This window comes from Streptomyces sp. NPDC041713 (assembly GCF_055591085.1).
The window spans coordinates 439,491-458,464 of record NZ_JBVIZY010000006.1 but is presented as its reverse complement, the minus strand read 5'-3'; the positions used below and the strand labels follow the sequence as shown (position 1 = coordinate 458,464).

The 18,974-nt window shown below is 74.0% G+C and carries 14 protein-coding genes; 9 read left to right on the top strand and 5 right to left on the bottom strand.

The genetic code is table 11. The features are described 5' to 3' along the window. Nucleotides 1-25: 25 nt before the first annotated feature. From ACZ6CV_RS21455 to ACZ6CV_RS21445, 3 genes are read left to right on the top strand one after another with little or no spacing between them, the layout of a single operon-like run. A complete protein-coding gene (locus ACZ6CV_RS21455; protein WP_469252324.1) occupies nucleotides 26-1,531 on the top strand; it encodes a hypothetical protein in 1,506 nt (501 codons plus the stop codon). Beyond that, complete coding sequence (locus ACZ6CV_RS21450) at nucleotides 1,528-2,019, top strand: hypothetical protein (protein ID WP_469252323.1); 492 nt, start codon at nucleotides 1,528-1,530, stop codon at nucleotides 2,017-2,019. Before ACZ6CV_RS21455 ends, ACZ6CV_RS21450 begins: the two co-directional genes overlap by 4 nt. A gap of 3 nt (nucleotides 2,020-2,022) precedes the next feature. Continuing rightward, nucleotides 2,023-4,137 (top strand): hypothetical protein, encoded by a 2,115-nt coding sequence (locus ACZ6CV_RS21445; protein ID WP_469252322.1) that lies wholly within the window; start codon nucleotides 2,023-2,025, stop codon nucleotides 4,135-4,137. A 36-nt stretch (nucleotides 4,138-4,173) separates the two neighbouring features. Here the strand turns inward: ACZ6CV_RS21445 and ACZ6CV_RS21440 are convergent, their stop codons facing one another. The 4 genes from ACZ6CV_RS21440 to ACZ6CV_RS21425 form a co-directional block, all read right to left on the bottom strand. Beyond that, nucleotides 4,174-5,520 carry a serine/threonine-protein kinase gene (locus ACZ6CV_RS21440; protein WP_362367050.1) on the bottom strand — a complete coding sequence of 449 codons (1,347 nt, stop codon included), beginning with the start codon at nucleotides 5,518-5,520 and terminating at the stop codon, nucleotides 4,174-4,176. A 42-nt stretch (nucleotides 5,521-5,562) separates the two neighbouring features. After that, entirely contained in the window at nucleotides 5,563-6,456 is an 894-nt protein-coding gene (locus ACZ6CV_RS21435; protein WP_469252321.1) for a protein phosphatase 2C domain-containing protein, read from the bottom strand. Further along, nucleotides 6,453-7,112, bottom strand: a complete 660-nt coding sequence (locus tag ACZ6CV_RS21430; RefSeq protein WP_355806246.1) for a vWA domain-containing protein — start codon at nucleotides 7,110-7,112, stop codon at nucleotides 6,453-6,455. The genes ACZ6CV_RS21435 and ACZ6CV_RS21430 overlap by 4 nt, the downstream gene beginning before the upstream one ends. 124 nt (nucleotides 7,113-7,236) lie before the next feature. Then, nucleotides 7,237-9,777 carry a GTPase-associated protein 1-related protein gene (locus ACZ6CV_RS21425; RefSeq protein WP_469252320.1) on the bottom strand — a complete coding sequence of 847 codons (2,541 nt, stop codon included), beginning with the start codon at nucleotides 9,775-9,777 and terminating at the stop codon, nucleotides 7,237-7,239. Nucleotides 9,778-9,994: 217 nt separating this feature from the next. Between ACZ6CV_RS21425 and ACZ6CV_RS21420 the strand changes: the two genes are divergently transcribed. The 3 genes from ACZ6CV_RS21420 (at nucleotide 9,995) to ACZ6CV_RS21410 (ending at nucleotide 13,669) form a co-directional block, all read left to right on the top strand. Further along, nucleotides 9,995-10,843 (top strand): alpha/beta fold hydrolase, encoded by an 849-nt coding sequence (locus ACZ6CV_RS21420; RefSeq protein ID WP_469252319.1) that lies wholly within the window; start codon nucleotides 9,995-9,997, stop codon nucleotides 10,841-10,843. Nucleotides 10,844-10,920: 77 nt separating this feature from the next. Next, nucleotides 10,921-12,201, top strand: coding sequence for a cytochrome P450 (locus ACZ6CV_RS21415; RefSeq protein WP_469252466.1), 1,281 nt, complete (start codon nucleotides 10,921-10,923; stop codon nucleotides 12,199-12,201). Between the two features lie 46 nt (nucleotides 12,202-12,247). Continuing rightward, nucleotides 12,248-13,669 carry a DUF1266 domain-containing protein gene (locus ACZ6CV_RS21410; RefSeq protein ID WP_469252318.1) on the top strand — a complete coding sequence of 474 codons (1,422 nt, stop codon included), beginning with the start codon at nucleotides 12,248-12,250 and terminating at the stop codon, nucleotides 13,667-13,669. Nucleotides 13,670-13,692: 23 nt separating this feature from the next. Here the strand turns inward: ACZ6CV_RS21410 and ACZ6CV_RS21405 are convergent, their stop codons facing one another. After that, the gene (locus ACZ6CV_RS21405) at nucleotides 13,693-14,133 is read right to left on the bottom strand and encodes a Pycsar system effector family protein (RefSeq protein WP_469252317.1); all 441 of its coding nucleotides are present in this window, start codon (nucleotides 14,131-14,133) and stop codon (nucleotides 13,693-13,695) included. 245 nt (nucleotides 14,134-14,378) lie between these two features. On the opposite strand from ACZ6CV_RS21405, the gene ACZ6CV_RS21400 reads away from it, so the two are divergent. From ACZ6CV_RS21400 to ACZ6CV_RS21390, 3 genes are read left to right on the top strand one after another with little or no spacing between them, the layout of a single operon-like run. Further along, entirely contained in the window at nucleotides 14,379-15,419 is a 1,041-nt protein-coding gene (locus ACZ6CV_RS21400) for a LacI family DNA-binding transcriptional regulator (RefSeq protein WP_469252316.1), read from the top strand. Next, entirely contained in the window at nucleotides 15,416-16,972 is a 1,557-nt protein-coding gene (locus ACZ6CV_RS21395) for a sugar ABC transporter ATP-binding protein (RefSeq protein WP_469252315.1), read from the top strand. Before ACZ6CV_RS21400 ends, ACZ6CV_RS21395 begins: the two co-directional genes overlap by 4 nt. Next, nucleotides 16,962-18,908: an ABC transporter permease/substrate-binding protein gene (locus ACZ6CV_RS21390; protein ID WP_469252314.1), complete on the top strand. Its 1,947-nt coding sequence runs from the start codon at nucleotides 16,962-16,964 to the stop codon at nucleotides 18,906-18,908. The genes ACZ6CV_RS21395 and ACZ6CV_RS21390 overlap by 11 nt, the downstream gene beginning before the upstream one ends. Nucleotides 18,909-18,974: the final 66 nt, after the last annotated feature.

The following is an 18,974-nucleotide window of genomic DNA, read 5'->3' as shown; positions in this document are numbered from 1 at the left end:
CCCCGCAAGCCAGGGAGGGAACCGCTTGACGCCCGCACAACTGCTCGACAAGGCCTTGATCGTCAAGGAGTTGCGGCGCCTCGCGACACTGCCCGCGCTCGCCCCGCGCTCCGCCGAACTGACCGTGCTCCACCAGGACCTGGCCGGCTCCCACCAGCTCGACCGGTGGGCGGAGATCGACCTCGTCCAGACCTACGTACGTCCCGAGAGCGTGCGGGCGGTCGGCGGCCGGCCGTCGGGGCGGCACGACCGGCTCCTGGAGGCGGCGCTCGGAGTGCTGGTCTTCGTACCGCTCCTCATCACCTGGTTCGGGCTCCGCGAGGCCGTGCGTGCCTACGGTGAGCTCGCGAAGGAGGACCCCGACCAGGCGACCCGCCCCTTCCTGCAGCAGTGGCAGACCGGGTTCGGCGGGCATCTGTCGTCGCTCGGACGGTTCGAGAACGTGGCCCTGATGGCGGTGCTGCTCATCGCCCTGCTCGTGGCGCTCTCGGTGTGGCACGGGCGGGTGCGGGTGCGCACCGAACACCACGAGGAGACCCAGGAGGCGGAGGAGGAGAAGCTCCTGGCGGAGCTCGCGTCGGTGCTGACCCGCGCCCAGATGCTGCTCGCCTCGCACCGCGCCGCCTCCCCGCAGCAGTTCACCGCCGAACTCACCAAGGCCGCGCAGAAGATGCAGCTGGTGACGCAGAAGGCGGAGCAGAGCCACAAGGCGCTCAGCGGGGCCACGGCGTCGGTGAGCCAGGCCATCGACGCGCTCCGCCAGGCGACCCAGTCCCTCACGACCGAGGTGCCGAAGCTCGGCGACGCGGCGAACCGCATCGACACCACCCTGCGCGACGGCACCCAGGAGACCGTCAAGGCGGGCCAGGCCAACGCGCGGGCGGCCCGCGGGATCGCCGACCACGTCAAGGCGGCGGGCGACACCGTCGAGGCCTCGCTGAAGGCCCTCGTCGCCGCCCAGCAGTCCCTCGTACTGAAGTCGGAGTCGGTGGCGAAGGCGACCGAACAGGCCTCCCAGGCCCTGGTGTCGAGCACGGGCCGCACCGGCGACGCGGTGGACGGCATGCGCGAGGCCACGGAGCGCTGGGACGCGGCGGCCGCCCACTGGCAGGACGCGGCGGCCCGCCTCGACGCCCGCATGGACACACTGGCGGGCGCGCTTCCGGCGCTCGCACCGATGGCACCGGGTGCACGGACCGCCGGCTACGACCCGGGTGGCACCCACGGGGCGTACGGGGGCACGACGAACGGCGGGGCGTACGGAGGTACGACGAACGGCGGGACGTACGGGCCACCGGACGCGCGCGCGTACGGGGCGGGCACAGGTGCGCACGCCGCCCACGGCGGGGCGTACGGAACCGACACCGGGGCGGGCGGACACGGCGCCAACGGCGCGCCCAACGAGGGGAGTTCACTCCCCGGGCCGAGCCGGCCCGGGGACCCGCCCCTCGATCCCGCCCTCGACACCCCGCTCGACGCGCCGACGACCCGGCTGCCGCCGCCCGGCCCCAGGGGCGGGGGCGCCGCGTGAGCCGAGGCCGCGCCTCGCGGCGGCGCGGCGGGCGGATGGGGGTCGTCGTGCTCGCCGGGTGGCTCTTCGCGGACCTGCTGCTCGTGCTCGCCCTGGTGTCGATGGGCGACCGCCCCGACCCGAAGATCCCCGAGCACCCCAAGCCCAGCCCCTCGAAGACCGGTTCGCCGAGCCATGAGCCCACGGGCCCCCGCTCCGTGGACCGCCACCCCCAGGAGTTCCAGGTGTCGGGCGACGACAAGGGCGACCTGGTCAAGGAGATCACCAAGGACACCCGCAAGTGGTCCGGGCGCGAGGCGGCACTCGTCCTCACCTTCGGCGGCAGCTCGAACGGCACCGTCTACGCCCACCGCGTCAACGGCCTGCTCGGCAGGGCGCGCCCGGCGATGTTCACCAAGAAGACGGTCACGGACGACTACCACAGCCTCGGCCGGCCCGCGGAGACGGCGGTGGTGCGCGTGTACTTCTACACGGCGCCGGGCGGCTAGGCGATGGCGGTCCTGCGCCCGGGCGAGCACCCGGGAACGAGTGGCTCCCGCGCCCCGCTGCCGAGCCTGCCGCGCTGCCCCGGGCTGCGCGGCTATACCCAACTCCACGCTGCGATCCGCCAGTTGCAGTTCCGGCACGCCGCCGACGTGCTGCGCGCCCCGACCCCCGCCCCCGCGCACGACACCGTCTTCGGCACCCTCCCCAGGGTCGACACGGACGACGGCTTCCGGGTCCTCGACGGGCTCTGGTTCCCCGGGCGCGGCGGGATCTGGCAGCGCGTCGACCTCTCCTACGTCCGGCAGGCGCGCGGCCGGTGGCTGTCCTCGCCCGACCCGCGCTCCGGCACCGCCGCGGCCCTGGTGGACACCCTGGAGACGCTGATCCGGGACGACGCCATGGGGCTGCGCCGCCTGGTGCTGTGGGAGGTCTGCTGTCTGCTGCGGGACGGCGGCGAGCGGCCCGGCGAGGCCGAGGCCGTCGCGCTCGGCGTGCACCGCGCGGAGGCGGGGCTGCTCGCCTCGGCCGTCGCCGCCGGGTTCCCCGCGACCGGTCCCGCCCGGCACGCCGCCGAGACCCTCAACGACGTCTGGCCGGGCGTACGGCTGCGCGAGGCGGAGCGGGTCGTGGCACGGCTCCCGCGCGCCTCCGCCTATGCCGACGGCCCCGACGACCACCGCCTGGCCGCGCTCGTCGGCGCCGTCCGCGCACGGGCCGCCGAGGTCGCGCGGCTCACCGCGGCCGCCGACACCGCCGAGACCACCGGTGCGCTGCGGGCCGCCGCCGACGCCTGGCTCGGCGCGCTGCGCCTGGCCACGGACGACGCGCCGGCCCGGGCGGGCCTGCTGCGGGTGGCCGCGCTGCTCGCCGACGACCCTTTCACCCCGGCGAGCGCCGAGGTGACGGCGGTGACCGACGAACGCGCCGTACGGCTGTCCTGGTGCGCGCCCGGACGGCCGGTCACCGGAGTGTCGTACCGGGTCCTGCGCTTCCCGGACGGCGCACCGGAGTCGGCGGTCGAGACGGTGGTGGTCGAGACGGTGGCGGGCGCGGCCGGGCTCACCGCGGTCGACACGGACGTGCCCGTCGGCCATCCCCTGCGGTACGCCGTCGTGCCGCTGCGCCGCGGCCGCGTCGCCGGGGTGCCGCGGGTGACCGCGCCGGTGCTGCTCACGCCGGTCGTCACGGAGCTGCGCCACACCGTGGTGCCCGGCGGGGTGCGGCTGTCCTGGCGGCCTGACCCGGCGGCGGCCGAGGTGCGCGTCACCCGGTCGGGGACGGCGGCGGACAGTACGGGCTGGGGCGGGGCGTCGCTCGTGCGGGTGCCCTGCGCGCGCGACGGGGTGCTCGACGTGCCGCTCGCCCCGGGCACGTACACGTACGAAGTGCGCTGCGGCTACCGCGGCCCGGACGGTGGCCTGGTGTGGTCGCGGGGCGTCACGGTGGCCGCCGTCGCCGAGCAGTGGCCGTCGCCGGTGGAGGAGCTGACGGTGCGCGAGGACCCAAACGGCGGGCGGGTGACCATCGCGTGGCGGCCGCCCGAGCTCGGCGACGGGGCGCTGCTGCCGTGGACCACGAGCCCCGTCGAACCGGGCGCCGACGTCTCATCCGTGGTGGGCCTGGTGGACCGGATCCCGGCGACCGTCGCGGGCGCCGAGTCGCGCGTGGAGCTGACGCCGCCGTCCGAGCGGCGGGTCCGGGTCACCGCGGTGAGCGTGCTCGGCGGGCGGGCCGTGTCCGGACCGAGCCTGGTCATTGAACACCCGGACGCCATTGGAGAGTTGGTGGTACGGCGGGTCGCCGACGACCGTGCCGAGCTGCACTTCGACTGGCCGGAGCCCGCCGTCCTGGTGCACGCGGCGTGGACCGACGGGCAGCGCGGCGGCGAGCGGCGCGTGCCCCGCAGCGCGCACCGGGCCGGGCAGGGCGTGGACCTCCCCGTGTCCGCCGCCGAGTGCGTCGTCACCGTGGCGCCGCTGCCCCGCCCCGACGCGGTGGCGTTCCCGACCGAGCCGGCCCGCGCGGTCCTGCCCGCGGCCCCGCCACCGCCACCCCCGGCGCCACCGGCCCCCCCGTGGTGGGGCGGCTGGTGGCGGCGCTGGCGCCGCTGGTGGACCTGACCCGGCCACGCGTCGGCGCCCGCCGCCCCGCCGGCGTCACTCCTTGACCACGGCCTCCGTCCCGCCGCCGAACTCGATGAGCAGCCCCGACCGCAGCGCGATCGTCTTGCCGGGGTCGACGTCGCGTACCGTCCCGTCGTCCTTGCGGGCCGTCCACACCGTCGAGGTGCGGTTGGTCAGGCCGAACCGGCCGCGCTGCTGCGGGTGTTCGGTGACCTCGCCGACCACGGCGGAGAAGTCGTGCCGGTCGGGGTCCTCGCGCAGATGGTGGGCGTAGACGCGGGCGCTGGGGGCGAGCCGGATGCCGCGCCGGGTGCGGAACGTGCCGGTGCCGGTGACCAGTTCGAGGCGGGGCGGCAGCTTCAGGGTGGTGCGGCACTTCCAGCAGTTGGGGGGCGCGCCGTCGGGCTGCGTCAGGTTCTGCTTGCCGCACGCGCCGCACTGGGTGATGGCGTCCAGGACCTGGCTGAGCGCCTCGCGCCACTGCGACTCGCGCACCCGCAGCTTGGGGCTGCGCAGGCCGTCCGTGAACGTCCGGATGAACAGGTCCCGCAGGATCTGCGGCAGCGCGCCCCAGGTCGCCTCGACGGTCGGCTGCTCGCCGGGGACCGGGCGGTTGCGGGTGTCGGCCGGGTCGTAGACGAAGACCGGGTCGGTGCCGTACAGCTTGCGCTTGGCGGCCTCGTCCATGCAGCGGATGTTCAGGGCCAGGGCGCCGTTGAACGGGTGGTCGTTCATCAGCAGCAGGAAGAGCAGCACGGCCAGGGAGTGCAGGTCGCTCTGGGTGCCGGGCTGGGTGCCCCGGTCGCCGCGGACCAGCTCGGGCGCCATGAAGTCCATGGTGCCCGCGACGGCGGCCTCCGCGCCCTCCACGACCGCGTTGTCGTTGTCGCAGACCAGGACGTCGCCGGTGACCGGGTCGAAGAAGATGTTGCCCCAGTTGATGTCCCGGTAGGCGATGCCCCGGGAGTGCAGGGCGCGGTAGGCCTCGACGGTGTGCAGGGCCACGGTCACCAGGGTGCGCATCGTCGCGGACGCCACCGAGGGGTCGCGGCGGAACAGGGCGGGCAGATCGCAGAAGCGTGCGGGCCGTACGTCCATGAGGTAGCCGAAGCCGGGCTGTTTGCCCTCGGGGTCCATCACGATGGAGCGGGGCCACAGGAAGCGGGGGTCGTCCCAGCCCTTGGCGATGAGGCCTTCGAGGATCTCCCGCTGGCGGCCGTCGGCGAGCTGGGGGTAGTACCACTTGACCGCCCGGTCGCCGGTCGGGGTCTGGACGCGGTAGACCTCGCCCTGCCCTCCGGAGCCGAAGAGCTCGGCGACCTTCAGCTTCTCCCCCGACTCGGCCACCAGGGTCTTTCCGGCGGCGAGCATGCCGTTCACCATTCTGTTCCTCTCTGCCCTTGACGATTCGCTGCGCTGTGCTCACGGTTGGCTGCGCTGTGCGGGCACCGTTATGGCGCCCACGAGGGTGGTGTCGTCCCCGGAGTACGTGGCGGCCCGCCCGAGCCAGTCCGGGAGCTGGGCCTGCACCGCCGCCACGCCCTGTTCGGCGGCGCGTCCGCCGAGGCCGGTGGCGAAGTCCAGGAAGCCCTGGTGGTCGGCGAAGCTCTTGGAGAGCCCGTCGGTGGAGAGCAGCACGCACGGGGGCGCGCCGCCGGTGAAGGGCTGCCAGTGCGAGCGCGTCTTGCGCCAGGGTTCGGCCTCGCAGAGCGAGTCGGTCTCGTCGCCCATGTCGGGTCCGGTGGAGAGCGGCGTGTGCGGGACGCCTTCGGCGTCGACGACCACTATGTCTCCGTCGCCCAACTGCCAGCAGAACAACATGTGTTCGGTGAGCACGGCGCCGATGAGGGTGCTGCCGTAGGCGGCGAGGTCCGGGCTCTCGGGGCGCTCGCGGGGCTTCGTGGGGTCCGCGGCGGGCAGCCAACGGGAGCCGTGCGCGGGCGCGTTGGCCTCCTGCAGCAGGGCGCACCCGTGCCAGCGGTGGCCCACCTGCTGCGGCAGCCGGCGCGCCTCCTCGCGCAGGGCGGGCCAGAGCGCCGCGTCGTCACCGATGCGCGCGGCCTCGTGCGCGAAGGGCATGGCGCACGCCGTGAACTCCTCGACCGCCCAGCTCGCCCCGAGGTCGCTGCGGAAGTGCGCGGCGCTGCCGTGTCCGTCGGCGACCGCGAGGACGACCGCGCGGCCCCCGGCGACCAGCCGGGCCGCGCTGCGGTCCTGGCTGTACTTCTTCGCCACCCCGCGGACCGCGCCGTCGAGCAGCGCCCAGGGCGCGGTCCGCGCCGCCGCGGGTCTGGTCGTCGTCTCCGGTCCGGTCACCAGATGTCGTCTTCGCCCTTGGTCATCGAGGGCACGTCGAGCGGCGTCGCCGGTTTCGCGCCGTCGTCGACCTTCGGCGTCGACGCGTCCTTGACGACCGCGGTGGACATCCAGCGGATGGCGGCGGCGAGCTGGCGCGGGTTCTTCGCCTGCAGCGGCTCCAGTTCGGGGTTGCCGAGGAACTCCTTGAGCATGCTCTTGTCCGCGTCGTCGCCGATGGCCACCGCGACGCGCACGGCGCGCTTGCCCCACGGGGTGCCGTCGATGGCGCGCAGCCCGGCCCGCCAGTCGTCGGTGGGCTGCCCGTCGGAGGCGAGCGCGAGCACGGGCGGCAGGGCGCGCTGCGGCATCGGCGGGGTCTGCAGCGCGCCGGCCGCCAGCTTGAAGGCGGCGCCCATGTCCGTGCCGCCGTAGATGTGCACGTCCTCCCAGGAGAACTGGTCGACGGGGGTGGGCTCGCTGACGTGCCAGCTCGCGCCGCTGGCGAAGGTGATGGCGCGGACGAGCAGGGAGGCGGCGGGGTTGGACTGGGCGGCCTGCTGCATCTCGGGGATGGCCTCGCGGATGGCGAAGTTCAGCTGGCCGATCTTGCCGTTCATGCCCATGGAGCCCGAGCAGTCGAGCATCCAGATGAAGTGCACGGGCCGGCTGGCCATACTGCCGCCGGGGAAGTTGTCGACGATGGTCTGGGTGGTGTCGCTCACGCTGGTCCTTTCGTGGGAAGAGGGTGGTGGGGCGGCGCGGGGGTGCCGTCACGGGCGCGCCGCCGGTGGTGCCCGGTCAGCTCTGCCGCCCGGCGACCTGGTGACGCCATGCCGTCCACTCCTGCAGGCCCTGCCCCTCCCGCTCGAAGACGGTGGCCACCTGTCCGAGCCGGCGGTGGTCGAGGCGTTCGAGGACGGGTTCGAGGGCGTGGGTGAGGAGTTCCTCGGCGACGGCGCGCCACTGCGGGGTGACGCCGTGCCGCCGGCGGGGCCGCCACAGATAGAAGTACGCGGCCAACTCCGATGGCTTGTCGGGCAGTTCGCGCACCATGCGGTCGACCTGGGCGGGGTCGAGGAGGTACGCGCGGTAGGTGTTCAGGAGCGCGGGGCCCGCGGCGACGAGGATGCGCAGTCCGTGCGCCTCGCACATGTCGAGCGGGTTGGCCCCCGCGAGGGCGCGGCCCACCCGCTCCTCGATGCCTTTGCGGAGCACCGGGCCGGGCGGCGGCGCCTTGCGGCCCAGCTCCTCCAGGAGGTCGATGGCGGCCTTGCTCAGGGGCAGCCGGCCGTCGAGCAGGTCCTGGGCGGCCACGAGGAGTTTCGCGGTGTTGCGCTCGTGGGCGCCCAGCTTGCCGTCCTCGCGCATCGCCCGTGCGAAGTCGACCAGTTCGCGGTCGCAGCGGTCGGGTTCCTTGAGCCAGCCCATGATGCGCCGACCGAGGTCCGCTTCGATGATCAGGCGGGGCGTGCAGGCGCGGGCCACCCAGGCCTGGTCCTCGGGGTCCGGCGGGTCGTTGCGCCACACGATGTGCCACAACAGGCGCAGCGTCGTGGCGTCCTCGACCTTCGGGCCCGAGAGGAGTTCGGTGAGCCGCTCGAAGAGCTGGGCGCCGCGCAGGTGGTCGGGCGCGTCGCTCAGGTACGCGGCGGCCGCGGCGAGGCGGACGGTGAGCGGCGCGTCCTCGATGTTGCGCCGCAGCCACTCGCCCTGCGGCGACCTGGCGAGCGCGCGCAGCCGGTCCAGTTTGCGTACGGTGAAGTCGACGAGGAGCAGCCGGAGCACCCGGCGGGTGAAGGCGACCCGGTCGACCTCCGTCAGGACCCGGACGGCCTGCGCGCACTCACGCCCCTCGGGGTGCAGCAGGGCGTCCGCGAGCCGGTCCATGGCCTCGGCGAGGCCGGGCCCGCCGTCGGCGCCCACCGCGAGGGCGAGGCGCAGCGGCTCGGTCCAGCCGGTGACGGGGCCGCGGAGCCGGGCGCGCAGGGCGTCGTCGGCGCGCTCGCCGTACTCCTCGCGCAACTCCCGCCAGGCGTCCTGGCCGAGCGGAAGGCCGTCGAAAGCGGTCAGGTCGGGCAGGCTCCCGTGACCGCGCGAGGCGTCGAGCCGGTGCTTGACCAGGGCGAGGGCGAGAGGTCGGGCCGCCAGGGCCTGGTCGCCGTCGAGGTCGCGGCAGAGCCGGTCGAGGCCGTCGAGGGTGTGCGGGGCGGCCTCGCCCCGGTGCACGGACCCGGCGAGGGCATCGAACACGACGTGCAGGGATTCACTGCTCAGACCGGCGAGTTCGGCGCCGGAGAGGGAGCTCGCGCCGCCGTCCGCGGTGTCCTTCCGGCCGGCGCCCGAGACCAGCGGCAGGAGCGCGAAGGGACCCTCCGGGTACGTCGCCGCGCCGGGCGCGGGGCGCGGCGGGTTGCCGGCGAGCCACCGCTCGGCGGTCAGCCGGGCCCAGGCGTCGGGTTCGTCGGGCGGCGGGCTCTGCGGTCCGCCCGTGCCGTCGTACACCCGGTACAGATACGCGGTCGTCGCCTCGTCGGAGCGGTCGAACGCGGCGCCCGGACCGATGCCGATGATCTGCTGCGGGGCGCGGTACGGGTCGGCGGTCCAGGTCGTGAAGGTCAGCGCGGGCACGTACGTCTCGGGCAGGGAGGCGCAGGCGAGCGCGATCCAGCGGGCCACGGTCTCGGGCTCCTCCTCGACCAGGACGATCTGCCGCCCCGCGGGGTCGCCGAAGAGCCGGCGCACGTCGGTGAGGAAGGGCGCGACACGGTCGGCGTGCGCCCGGGCGAACTCCACGAGCACCGAGTGGTCCAAGTGGGGTTCTGCGAGCGGCAGTTCGGACTCGACGAACCCCGCGCCGAGGGTGTCGCCGGCGCCCGGTTCCCAGGCGTCGGAGCGCCAGGTGTCGATGGGCCAGACGGGGCCGGGTCCTGGGGTGTCGGCGCTCACGTGCAGCGCCTCGACGCGCTGTCCGGGGAGGGCGGCGCACAGGAGCCGGGCGCCGTCCGGGAGCAGGGTGTAGCTCAACTCCGTGACGGCGCCGGCGATCCGCGCGACGACGGAGTCCAGCGCGTCCGCGTCCGCGCGCTCGCGGCGCGTCTCGTGTACGCCGCGCAACGCGCGCTCGCCGCGCGCCTCGTGCGCCCCGTGGCGCTCGTACTCCCCGTGGTTCCCACTGTCCCCACGGCCGCCGTGCGCCTCGTAATCCCCTTGTTCCCCGTGCTGCTCGTGCTCCTCGTGCGGTTGCTGCGGCCCGGGCCCGGCCTGTTCCGCGCGGATCAGGCGGGGGGCTCCGGTGTCCGGCTCCTGGTCGAGCCGGTAGCTGCGGCGACGGATGGCCATGCCACATTCTGACCAACCGCGGCACCGCCCCGCAGGCCGTCGGCCAAGTTCACCCCCCGCCCCGGTGTGCGCCCTTCGCACCCGCTGTCGAACACATGGCGCGGCGCGGGCACCCTTGCGCGGCACGGGGGTTGGGGACACCGTGGTCACGGCCCCGCACCCGTCCCCGGGGCCGCCCGCAACCGGGGCCCCGGACCCGCCGGCGATCGGAGTCGCAGTGACCTCCTTCCCGCTCCCCCACACCCTGCTCGGCGAAGGCCCCCACAAGGTGGTCGCGGTGCACGGCTGGTTCGCCGACCGCACGGCGTACGAGCCGGTGCTCGCGGACCTCGACGGCAACGCGTTCCAGTACGCGGTGGTGGACCTGCGCGGCTACGGCGAGGCCAAGGACGCCGTCGGCGCGTACACGACGAGCGAGGGCGCCGCCGACGTGCTCGACCTCGCCGACCGGCTCGGCTGGGAGCGGTTCTCGCTCGTCGGGCACTCCATGGGCGGCAGTGTGGCGCAGCGCGTCCTGGCCGCCGCCCCGCACCGGGTGCGGCGGCTCGTCGGGGTGTCCCCGGTCCCGGCCGAGGGTCTGCAACTTCCGCCGGAGCAGTGGGAGTTGTTCGCCTCGGCCGCGCACCTTCCGGAGAACCGGCGCGCCATCATCGACTTCACCACGGGCGGCGTGCGCCCGCGCGCCTGGCTGGACCGGATGGTGCGCCGCTCGCTCGCGGTCAGCGACGCGAAGGCGTTCCGTGCCTGGCTGGACTCGTGGGCGTGCGAGGACTTCCACACCGAGATCGACGGTTCGCCCGTCGCCGCGCTCGCCGTCACCGGGGCGCTCGACCCGGCCCTGTCGGCCGACCTGATGCGCGCCACCTGGCTGCGCTCCTTCCCGCAGGGCGAGCTGGCGGAGCTGCCGGGAGCGGGGCACTACGCGCTGGACGAGGTGCCGCTGGAGCTGATCCGTACGGTGGAGGACTTCCTGCGCGCCGAGAGCGACCTCGGCGACGGCCTGGACGGTGACGCGCGCGGGGGCGGGGTCGGGTACGCCGGCGGCGCGCGGGGCGGCGCCGCGTGAACGAGCACGGCGCGCCACCCGGCACACCCGGCACACCACCGGAGCCGCCACCCGGGCCTCCGCACGCCACCCCACCCGTGCCCGACGTCTTCGACCCCCGGCTCTACGCGGAGGGCGTCCCGTACGAGCGCTACCGCGTGCTGCGCGACCACCACCCGGTGGCGTGGCAGGAGGAGGGGGCGGTGCTCGGCTGGCCCGCGGGGCCGGGGTTCTGGGCGGTCACCCGGCACGCGGACGTCGTACGCGTGCTCAAGGACCCGGCGACGTACTCCTCGTACCTGGGCGCCACCCAGATCCGTGATCCCGCGCCGGACGACCTGCCGTTCATCCGCCGCATGATGCTCAACCAGGACCCGGCGGCGGGGGCCGGCGGCCCGTCCGCCGGGGCGGGGCCCGCCGATCACGGCAGGCTGCGCAGGCTGGTCAGCCGCGCGTTCACGCCACGGCGGATCGAGCGGTTCGAGGAGGCGGTGCGCGAGCGGGCCCGTACGCTGCTCGACGCCGCCGTGCGGCAGGCCAGGGCCGGCGACGGCACGTTCGACGTCGTCGCGACCGTCACCGACGACTACGCCCTGCTCAACCTCGCCGACCTGCTCGGCGTCCCGGCCGCCGACCGCGGCCTGCTGCTGCACTGGACGCAGCGCGTCATCGGCTACCAGGACCCCGACGAGGCGGCCGCGCCCGTGCTCGGCCCCGACGGCGTACCGCTCGACCCGCGGTCGCCGGCGATGCTGCGCGACATGTTCGAGTACGCGGGGACGCTGGCGACGCACAAGCGCGCGCACCCCGCCGACGACGTGCTGACGACGCTTGCCACCGATCCCGAACTCGGCTCCGCAGAACTGGAGATGTTCTTCTTCCTGCTCACCGTCGCGGGCAACGACACCGTGCGCGGCGCGGCGCCCGGCAGGCTGCTCGCGCTCTCCGAGAGCCCGCGCGAGTACGAGCGGCTGCGCACGGGCGCGGCCCCCCTGGCCACCGCGGTGGAGGAGCTGCTGCGCCGGCACCCCCCGGTGCTCAGCTTCCGGCGCACGGCGACCCGGGACACCGAACTCGCGGGCACGCGCATCGCGGCCGGGGACAAGGTCGTCGTCTTCCACGCGTCCGCCCACCACGACGAGCGCGTCTTCACCGACCCGCACCGCCTCGACCTGACCCGCTCCCCCAACCCCCACGTGGCGTTCGGCGACGGCCCGCACGTGTGCCTGGGCGCCCACTTCGCCCGCCTCCAACTCCGCCTGTTCTACGAGGAGTTCACGCGCGCCCTGCCGACCCTGCGCCTGGCGTCCCCACCCCGGCGGCTGGTCTCACACTTCATCAACGGCCTGAAGTCGCTGTGCGTCGAGGTGCCCGCGTAAGGTGCAAGATCGCGAATTCCGGCGCGGCGCCCGAGCGGAGACCCTCATGCACGACGAACACACAGAGCACACCGACCCCGCGGGGCACACCAGCCCTGCCGGTCACATAGACCCGGCAACACACATAGCCTCCGCAGACCTCACAGACCTCACAGACGACCTCGCCGAGCACGCGGACGAGTACCACGACGAGTTCTTCCCCGACGTCCCCGTGCCGGAGGACGGCAGTTCCTGGCAGGCGCCCGCCGATCTGGAGCAGCACCTGTACGAGCTGTGCCAGGAGGACGACGCGTACGGGTATCTGCGGGCGCTGGCCGTCGAGGGCCTGTACCGCCCGGTGCGGCTCGACGAGGACGACGCGAGGAGTGCGGAGGGCGGGCCGGACGACGAGTCCGAACAGGGCGGCGCGGCATCGGAGTTGCTCACCTTCGACCTGCCGGACGGCAGGAAGATCGCGCAGGTGTACACGGCGGGCTTCCTGCCCCGCCCGCACCCCGAGCTCGTCTACGAGTACGTCACGCTGGACACGCTCGCCGCGCACTGTCCGGACGACGTCGACCTGCTCGTCGTGAACGCGGCGACGCCCTGTCAGCAGTTCTACCTGACGACCGACGACGAGCGGGAGGTCTGGTCGGACCTGCACGCGCGCCACTACCGCCCCGGCAACCTCGCCCACCGCATCGAGACCCGCCGCACGGGGGCGCCCGCACCCGGCAGCCCGGTCCTGCACGGCCTCGCCTGTGGCGCACACCTGTGCTTCGCCAACGGCGACGCCTGGAACACCCTCGACTGGCACGGCGCGGGCCACCACAACGAGATCGACCGGCTGCGGGAGTGGTGGGGCGTGCACGACCGCGACGACTGGCTGGCCCTGCAGGAGCGCCTGCTCACCCGGGAGGTCAGCCCCTGGTACTGGGACTTCGTCCTGGACGTCCGCGCCGCGCTGATCGAGCGGTACGGTCCGCGGGTCGACCCGGAGCTCTGGCGCGAGCGGACCGAGGCGACACTGCGCCACCGCGTGTCGCAGACCTCGGGCCCCGACGCCCCGCACCGCCCCGGCGAGGACGCCGACCTGGACGGCTTCGTCGGGCACCTGCGCGACCTGGTCGGCAAGGTGATCCGCTACGAGTCCCGCTTCCGCGCCGACGCCCTGCTGCCGCCCGGCGGCCGCGTCGACACGGTCGCGGCCTGGGACACCGGCCGCGCCTCGAAGATGGCCCGCTGGGGCGTGGGCGCCCGCTACGCCACGCGCGCGGAACTGCTCAAGGCCCTGGAACGCGCCTCGGAGGCGGCCCGTGCCGCGTACAGCTCGTGGGAGTCGTTCTCCGCGGGCTACATCCTGGGCCGCTGCCTCCACTTCGACGAGGAACAGTTCGGCACCTGGTACACGGACGCACTCCGCGCCCACCGGGCCCTGACCACCGACCCGGACAGCCCCTGGCTGACGGTGGACTTCCGGGGGGTGTAGCGGCGCTCACCGGTCGGACCCTGTCACCACGCGCCCAGGACCGAGGCCGCGCCCAACAGCACGAGTCCCACCCGGATCAGCTGCCCGGACCTTCTCAGCCCCCGGTACTTGGCCACGGCTATGCGCGACAGCACGCGGAGCTCCTCGACCTGGTAGTCGGCTTCGAGCGCCTCGCGCAGCCGGTCGGGCTCACACTCCGACCACGTCAGGAAACTGCCCCGCCCCGACGCGTCGAGGCGGGGCAGGACGACTCCCAGCAGCGACCAGACCGCGGCCGCCGCCGCCCCGCTCCCGCCGGCGCCGAGAACGGCGACCGGCCACGGCTGCTGGAGCAGGTCCCTGGCGTGGCCACCGAACGAGGCCACTGCCACCGCGAGACCGGCGAGCGCTATCGATGCCTGCGTGTTGGCGCTCTGCATCTCCGAGCGCACCACGGCTGATTCTTCCTGTGCACGGGAAGACATACCCGCGCCCCCTCCCCGTCGGGATGCCTTGACGCTCCGACGCGGGGGCCACCCGCCGGGTTCCCGGCCGGCCGGGTCACCGTGCCAACGGTCGGCGGCCGCCTCACCGGCCCGGCTCGCGGCACCGCCACCACTCCCACCCCACATCACGATCAGATCTCACGCCCCCGCCACCCCTTGCCACGCCCCCGTGTAATCGTTTCCAATCCTCCGTGTAATCGATTCCACGAGGAGGTGGACCGACGATGGCGCCCAGTTCCGTGGGGATCAAGGACGTCGCGGCCGAGGCCGGGGTGTCCGTCGCCACCGTGTCGCGCGTGCTCAACGGGCACCCCTCCGTCAGCCCCGCGTCGCGCGGCCGTGTCCTCGCCGCCGTCGAGGCGCTCGGCTACCGGCCCAACGCCGTCGCCCGGTCCCTGCGCACCGACCAGACCCGGACCCTCGGGCTCGTCATCAGCGACGTGCTCAACCCGTACTTCACGGAGCTGGCGCGGTCCGTCGAGGAGGCCGCCCGCGCGCTCGGCTACAGCGTGATCATCGGCAACGCCGACGAGCGGCCCGAGCTGCAGGACCACCACGTGCGGACCCTGCTCGACCGGCGGATCGACGGGCTGCTCGTCTCCCCCACCGACGGCGGCTCGCCGCTGATGCTGGACGCCGTGCGCGGCGGCACCCCGATGGTCTTCGTGGACCGGTGGATCCCCGGCGTCGACGTCCCCGTCGTCCGCTCCGACGGCCGCCGCGCCGTCCGCGACCTCGTCGCCCACCTGCACGGACTCGGCCACCGCAGGCTCGCCATCATCGCGGGCCCGGCCGCCACCACCACCGGCAGCGAGCGCGTCGAGGCCTTCCGCGACGCGCTGTACGAGCAGGGCATCGCGCTGCCCGACGCCTACATCGGGCAGGGCGACTTCCAGGCCGACAGCGGGCGCCGCGCCACGACGCGCTTCCTCGCCCTGCCCGAGCCGCCCGACGTCGTCTTCGCCGCCGACAACCTGATGGCGCTCGGCGCCCTCGACGCGATCCGCGCGCACGGCCTGCGCGTCCCGCACGACATCGGGCTCGCGGCCTTCGACGACATCCCGTGGTTCGTGCACACCGACCCGCCGGTCACCGCGATCGCCCAGCCGACCGCCGAGCTCGGCCGGGCCGCCGTGCACGCGCTGACCGACCTGATCGAGGGCAGACGCCCGCAGTCCGTGACCCTGCCCGCCCGCCTCGTGGTCCGCCGCTCCTGCGGCGAGCCCGCCGGCGAGGACACCTCCGTACGAAGGAGCAATCCGTGAGCAGCCGAGACGAGTTGCTGCGCATCGAAGGCATACGCAAGACGTTCCCGGGCGTCGTCGCGCTCGACTCCGTCGACTTCGATCTGCGCCGCGGCGAGGTGCACGTCCTGCTCGGCGAGAACGGCGCGGGCAAGAGCACCCTGATCAAGATGCTCTCCGGCGCCTACCGCCCCGACAGCGGACGCGTGTTCGCCGAGGGGCGCGAGGTGCGCATCCACGGCGCACAGGACGCCGAGCGGCTCGGCATCGCCACGATCTACCAGGAGTTCAACCTCGTCCCCGACCTCACCGTCGCCGAGAACATCTTCCTCGGGCGTCAGCCCCGCCGCTTCGGTCTCGTCGACCGCAAGAAGATGGAGGCGGACGCCGAGGCGCTCCTGAAGCGGGTCGGCGTGCGGGTGTCACCGCGCGCGAAGGTGCGCGAACTGGGCATCGCCCGGCTGCAGATGGTCGAGATCGCCAAGGCGCTGAGCCTGGACGCGCGCGTCCTCATCATGGACGAGCCCACCGCCGTCCTCACCTCCGAAGAGGTCGACAAGCTCTTCGCCATCGTGCGCACGCTGCGCGCGGACGGCGTCGGCATCGTCTTCATCACCCACCACCTGGAGGAGATCGCGGCGCTCGGCGACCGCGTCACCGTCCTGCGGGACGGCCGCAGCGTCGCCCAGGTGCCCGCGTCGACGGACGAGGACGAGCTGGTCCGGCTGATGGTGGGGCGCAGCATCGAGCAGCAGTATCCGCGCGAACGCCCGGACACCGGGCCCCCGTTGCTCTCCGTCACCGGTCTCACCCGCGACGGCGCCTTCCACGACGTCAGCTTCGAGGTGCGGGCCGGCGAGGTCGTGGGCCTCGCGGGCCTGGTCGGCGCGGGCCGCACCGAGGTGGCGCGCGCCGTCTTCGGCGCCGATCCGTACGACGCGGGCACCGTACGCGTACACGGCGAGCGGCTGCCCCGGCACGACGTGAACGCGGCGATGGGCGCGGGCGTCGGCCTGGTCCCCGAGGACCGCAAGGGGCAGGGGCTCGTCCTCGACGCCTCCGTACGGGAGAACCTCGGTCTGGTGACGCTGCGTTCGGCCACCCGGGCCGGGCTCGTGGACCTCAAGGGGCAGCAGCGGGCGGCCGCCCGGATCGCCGAGCAGCTCGGGGTGCGGATGGCCGGGCTCGGCCAGCACGTGCGCACCCTGTCCGGCGGCAACCAGCAGAAGGTCGTCATCGGCAAGTGGCTGCTCGCCGACATCAAGGTCCTCATCCTCGACGAGCCGACCCGCGGCATCGACGTGGGCGCGAAGGTCGAGATCTACCAGCTGATCAACGAGTTGACGGCGTCCGGGCACGCGGTCCTGATGATCTCCAGTGATCTGCCCGAGGTGCTCGGCATGAGCGACCGGGTCCTGGTGATGGCGCAGGGCCGGATCGCCGGCGAGCTCACCGCCGAAGAGGCGAGCCAGGACGCGGTGATGGCGCTCGCGGTCAGCAGCGCACCCGTCGTCGACGGCACCGGAACACCGCAAGGGAACGACAAGACAGCGGAGGGCACCCGTGGCCACTGAAACCCTGAAGCGCGACGCGGGTGGCGCACCGACGCTCCGCCGCGTGCTGCTCGACAACGGCGCGCTGAGCGCCCTGATCGTCCTGGTCGTCGGGATGTCGCTGCTGTCCGGCGACTTCCTGACCACGCAGAACCTGCTCAACGTCGGCGTGCAGGCCGCGGTCACCGCGATCCTGGCGTTCGGCGTGACCTTCGTGATCGTCTCGGCGGGCATCGACCTGTCGGTCGGCTCGGTGGCCGCGCTCTCGGCCACCGTCCTCGCCTGGACGGCGACGTCGCAGGGGCTCCCGGTGTGGCTGGCGGTCGTCATGGCCGTGGCGACCGGCGTGGTCTGCGGGTTCGTCAACGGCGTGCTCGTCTCGTACGGGAAGCTGCCGCCGTTCATCGCGACGCTCGCGATGCTGTCGGTGGCGCGCGGCCTCTCCCTGGTGATCTCCCAGGGCAGCCCGATCGCCTTCCCCGACTCGGTCTCGCACCTCGGTGACACGGTCGGCGGCTGGCTGCCCGTGCCGGTGATCGTGATGGTCGCGATGGGCCTGGTCACGGCGCTGGTCCTCGGGCGTACGTTCATCGGCCGCTCCATGTACGCGATCGGCGGCAACGAAGAGGCCGCGCGCCTGTCCGGGCTGCGGGTCAAGCGCCAGAAGCTCGTGATCTACGCGCTCTCCGGTCTCTTCGCCGCCGTCGCCGGCATCGTGCTCGCCTCCCGCCTGGTCTCCGCGCAGCCGCAGGCCGCGCAGGGGTACGAGCTGGACGCCATCGCCGCGGTCGTCATCGGCGGCGCGAGCCTGGCGGGCGGTGTCGGCAAGGCGTCCGGCACGCTGATCGGCGCGCTGATCCTCGCGGTCCTCCGCAACGGCCTCAACCTCCTCTCCGTGTCGGCCTTCTGGCAGCAGGTCGTGATCGGTGTCGTCATCGCGCTCGCGGTCCTCCTGGACACGCTCCGGCGCAAGGCGGGCGCGACGCCCGGGGCCTCGTCGGGGGCGTCCGGCGGGGTGCGGGGAAAGGGGCCGCAGGCCGCGAAGTACGCGGTGGCCGCCGTGGTCGTGGCGGCCGTCGTCGGCGCGGTCTCCTTCTTCAACTCGGGCTCGTCCGGCACCTCGACGAAGATCGGCATGTCGCTGTCCACGCTCAACAACCCCTTCTTCGTGCAGATGAAGGAGGGCGCGCAGGCCGAGGCGAAGAAGTCGGGCATCGACCTGACCGTCACCGACGCGCAGAACGACGCGTCCCAGCAGTCCAACCAGCTGCAGAACTTCACCGGCGAAGGCGTGCGGTCCATCATCGTGAACCCGGTGGACTCCGACGCCGCGGGCCCCGCCGTGCGCGGCGCCAACAAGCAGGACATCCCGGTGGTCGCCGCGGACCGCGGCGTGAACAAGGCGAAGACCGCGACGCTGGTCGCCTCCGACAACGTCGCGGGCGGCAGGCTCGCGGCGAAGACGCTCGCCGAGAAGCTCGGCGGCAAGGGCAAGGTGATCGTGCTGCAGGGCACGGCGGGCACCTCCGCGAGCCGTGAGCGCGGCCAGGGCTTCGCCGAGGGCATCAAGGCCTACCCCGGGATCGACGTCGTCGCCCGGCAGCCCGCGGACTTCGACCGCACCAAGGGCCTGGACGTCATGACCAACCTCCTGCAGTCCCACAAGGGCGTGAACGGCGTCTTCGCCGAGAACGACGAGATGGCGCTCGGCGCGGTCAAGGCGCTCGGCGACAAGGCGGGCGAGTCCGTGCCGGTGGTCGGCTTCGACGGCACGCCCGACGGCCTCAAGGCGGTCGGCGCGGGGACGCTGTACGCGTCCGTGGCGCAGCAGCCCAAGGAGCTCGGGAAGATCGCGGTGCGGAACGCGGTGCGGTCGGCGCAGGGCAAGAAGGTACGGGAGACGGTGAAGGTGCCGGTGAAGGTCGTCACGGCGAAGAACGTCAAGGACTTCTCCTGAGGGCCTGTCCTTGAACCCCCGTCTGCGCGTCCGTGCCCCGGGCGCTGACCGACGGCCGTTCCGAGT

Coding starts and splice junctions, on each gene's coding strand:
- ACZ6CV_RS21405 (WP_469252317.1), bottom strand. CDS start 14,133: ATGTCTTCCCGTGCACAGGAAGAATCAGCCGTGGTGCGCTCGGAGATG.
- ACZ6CV_RS21430 (WP_355806246.1), bottom strand. CDS start 7,112: ATGGCCAGCCGGCCCGTGCACTTCATCTGGATGCTCGACTGCTCGGGC.
- ACZ6CV_RS21425 (WP_469252320.1), bottom strand. CDS start 9,777: ATGGCCATCCGTCGCCGCAGCTACCGGCTCGACCAGGAGCCGGACACC.
- ACZ6CV_RS21445 (WP_469252322.1), top strand. CDS start 2,023: ATGGCGGTCCTGCGCCCGGGCGAGCACCCGGGAACGAGTGGCTCCCGC.
- ACZ6CV_RS21400 (WP_469252316.1), top strand. CDS start 14,379: ATGGCGCCCAGTTCCGTGGGGATCAAGGACGTCGCGGCCGAGGCCGGG.
- ACZ6CV_RS21410 (WP_469252318.1), top strand. CDS start 12,248: ATGCACGACGAACACACAGAGCACACCGACCCCGCGGGGCACACCAGC.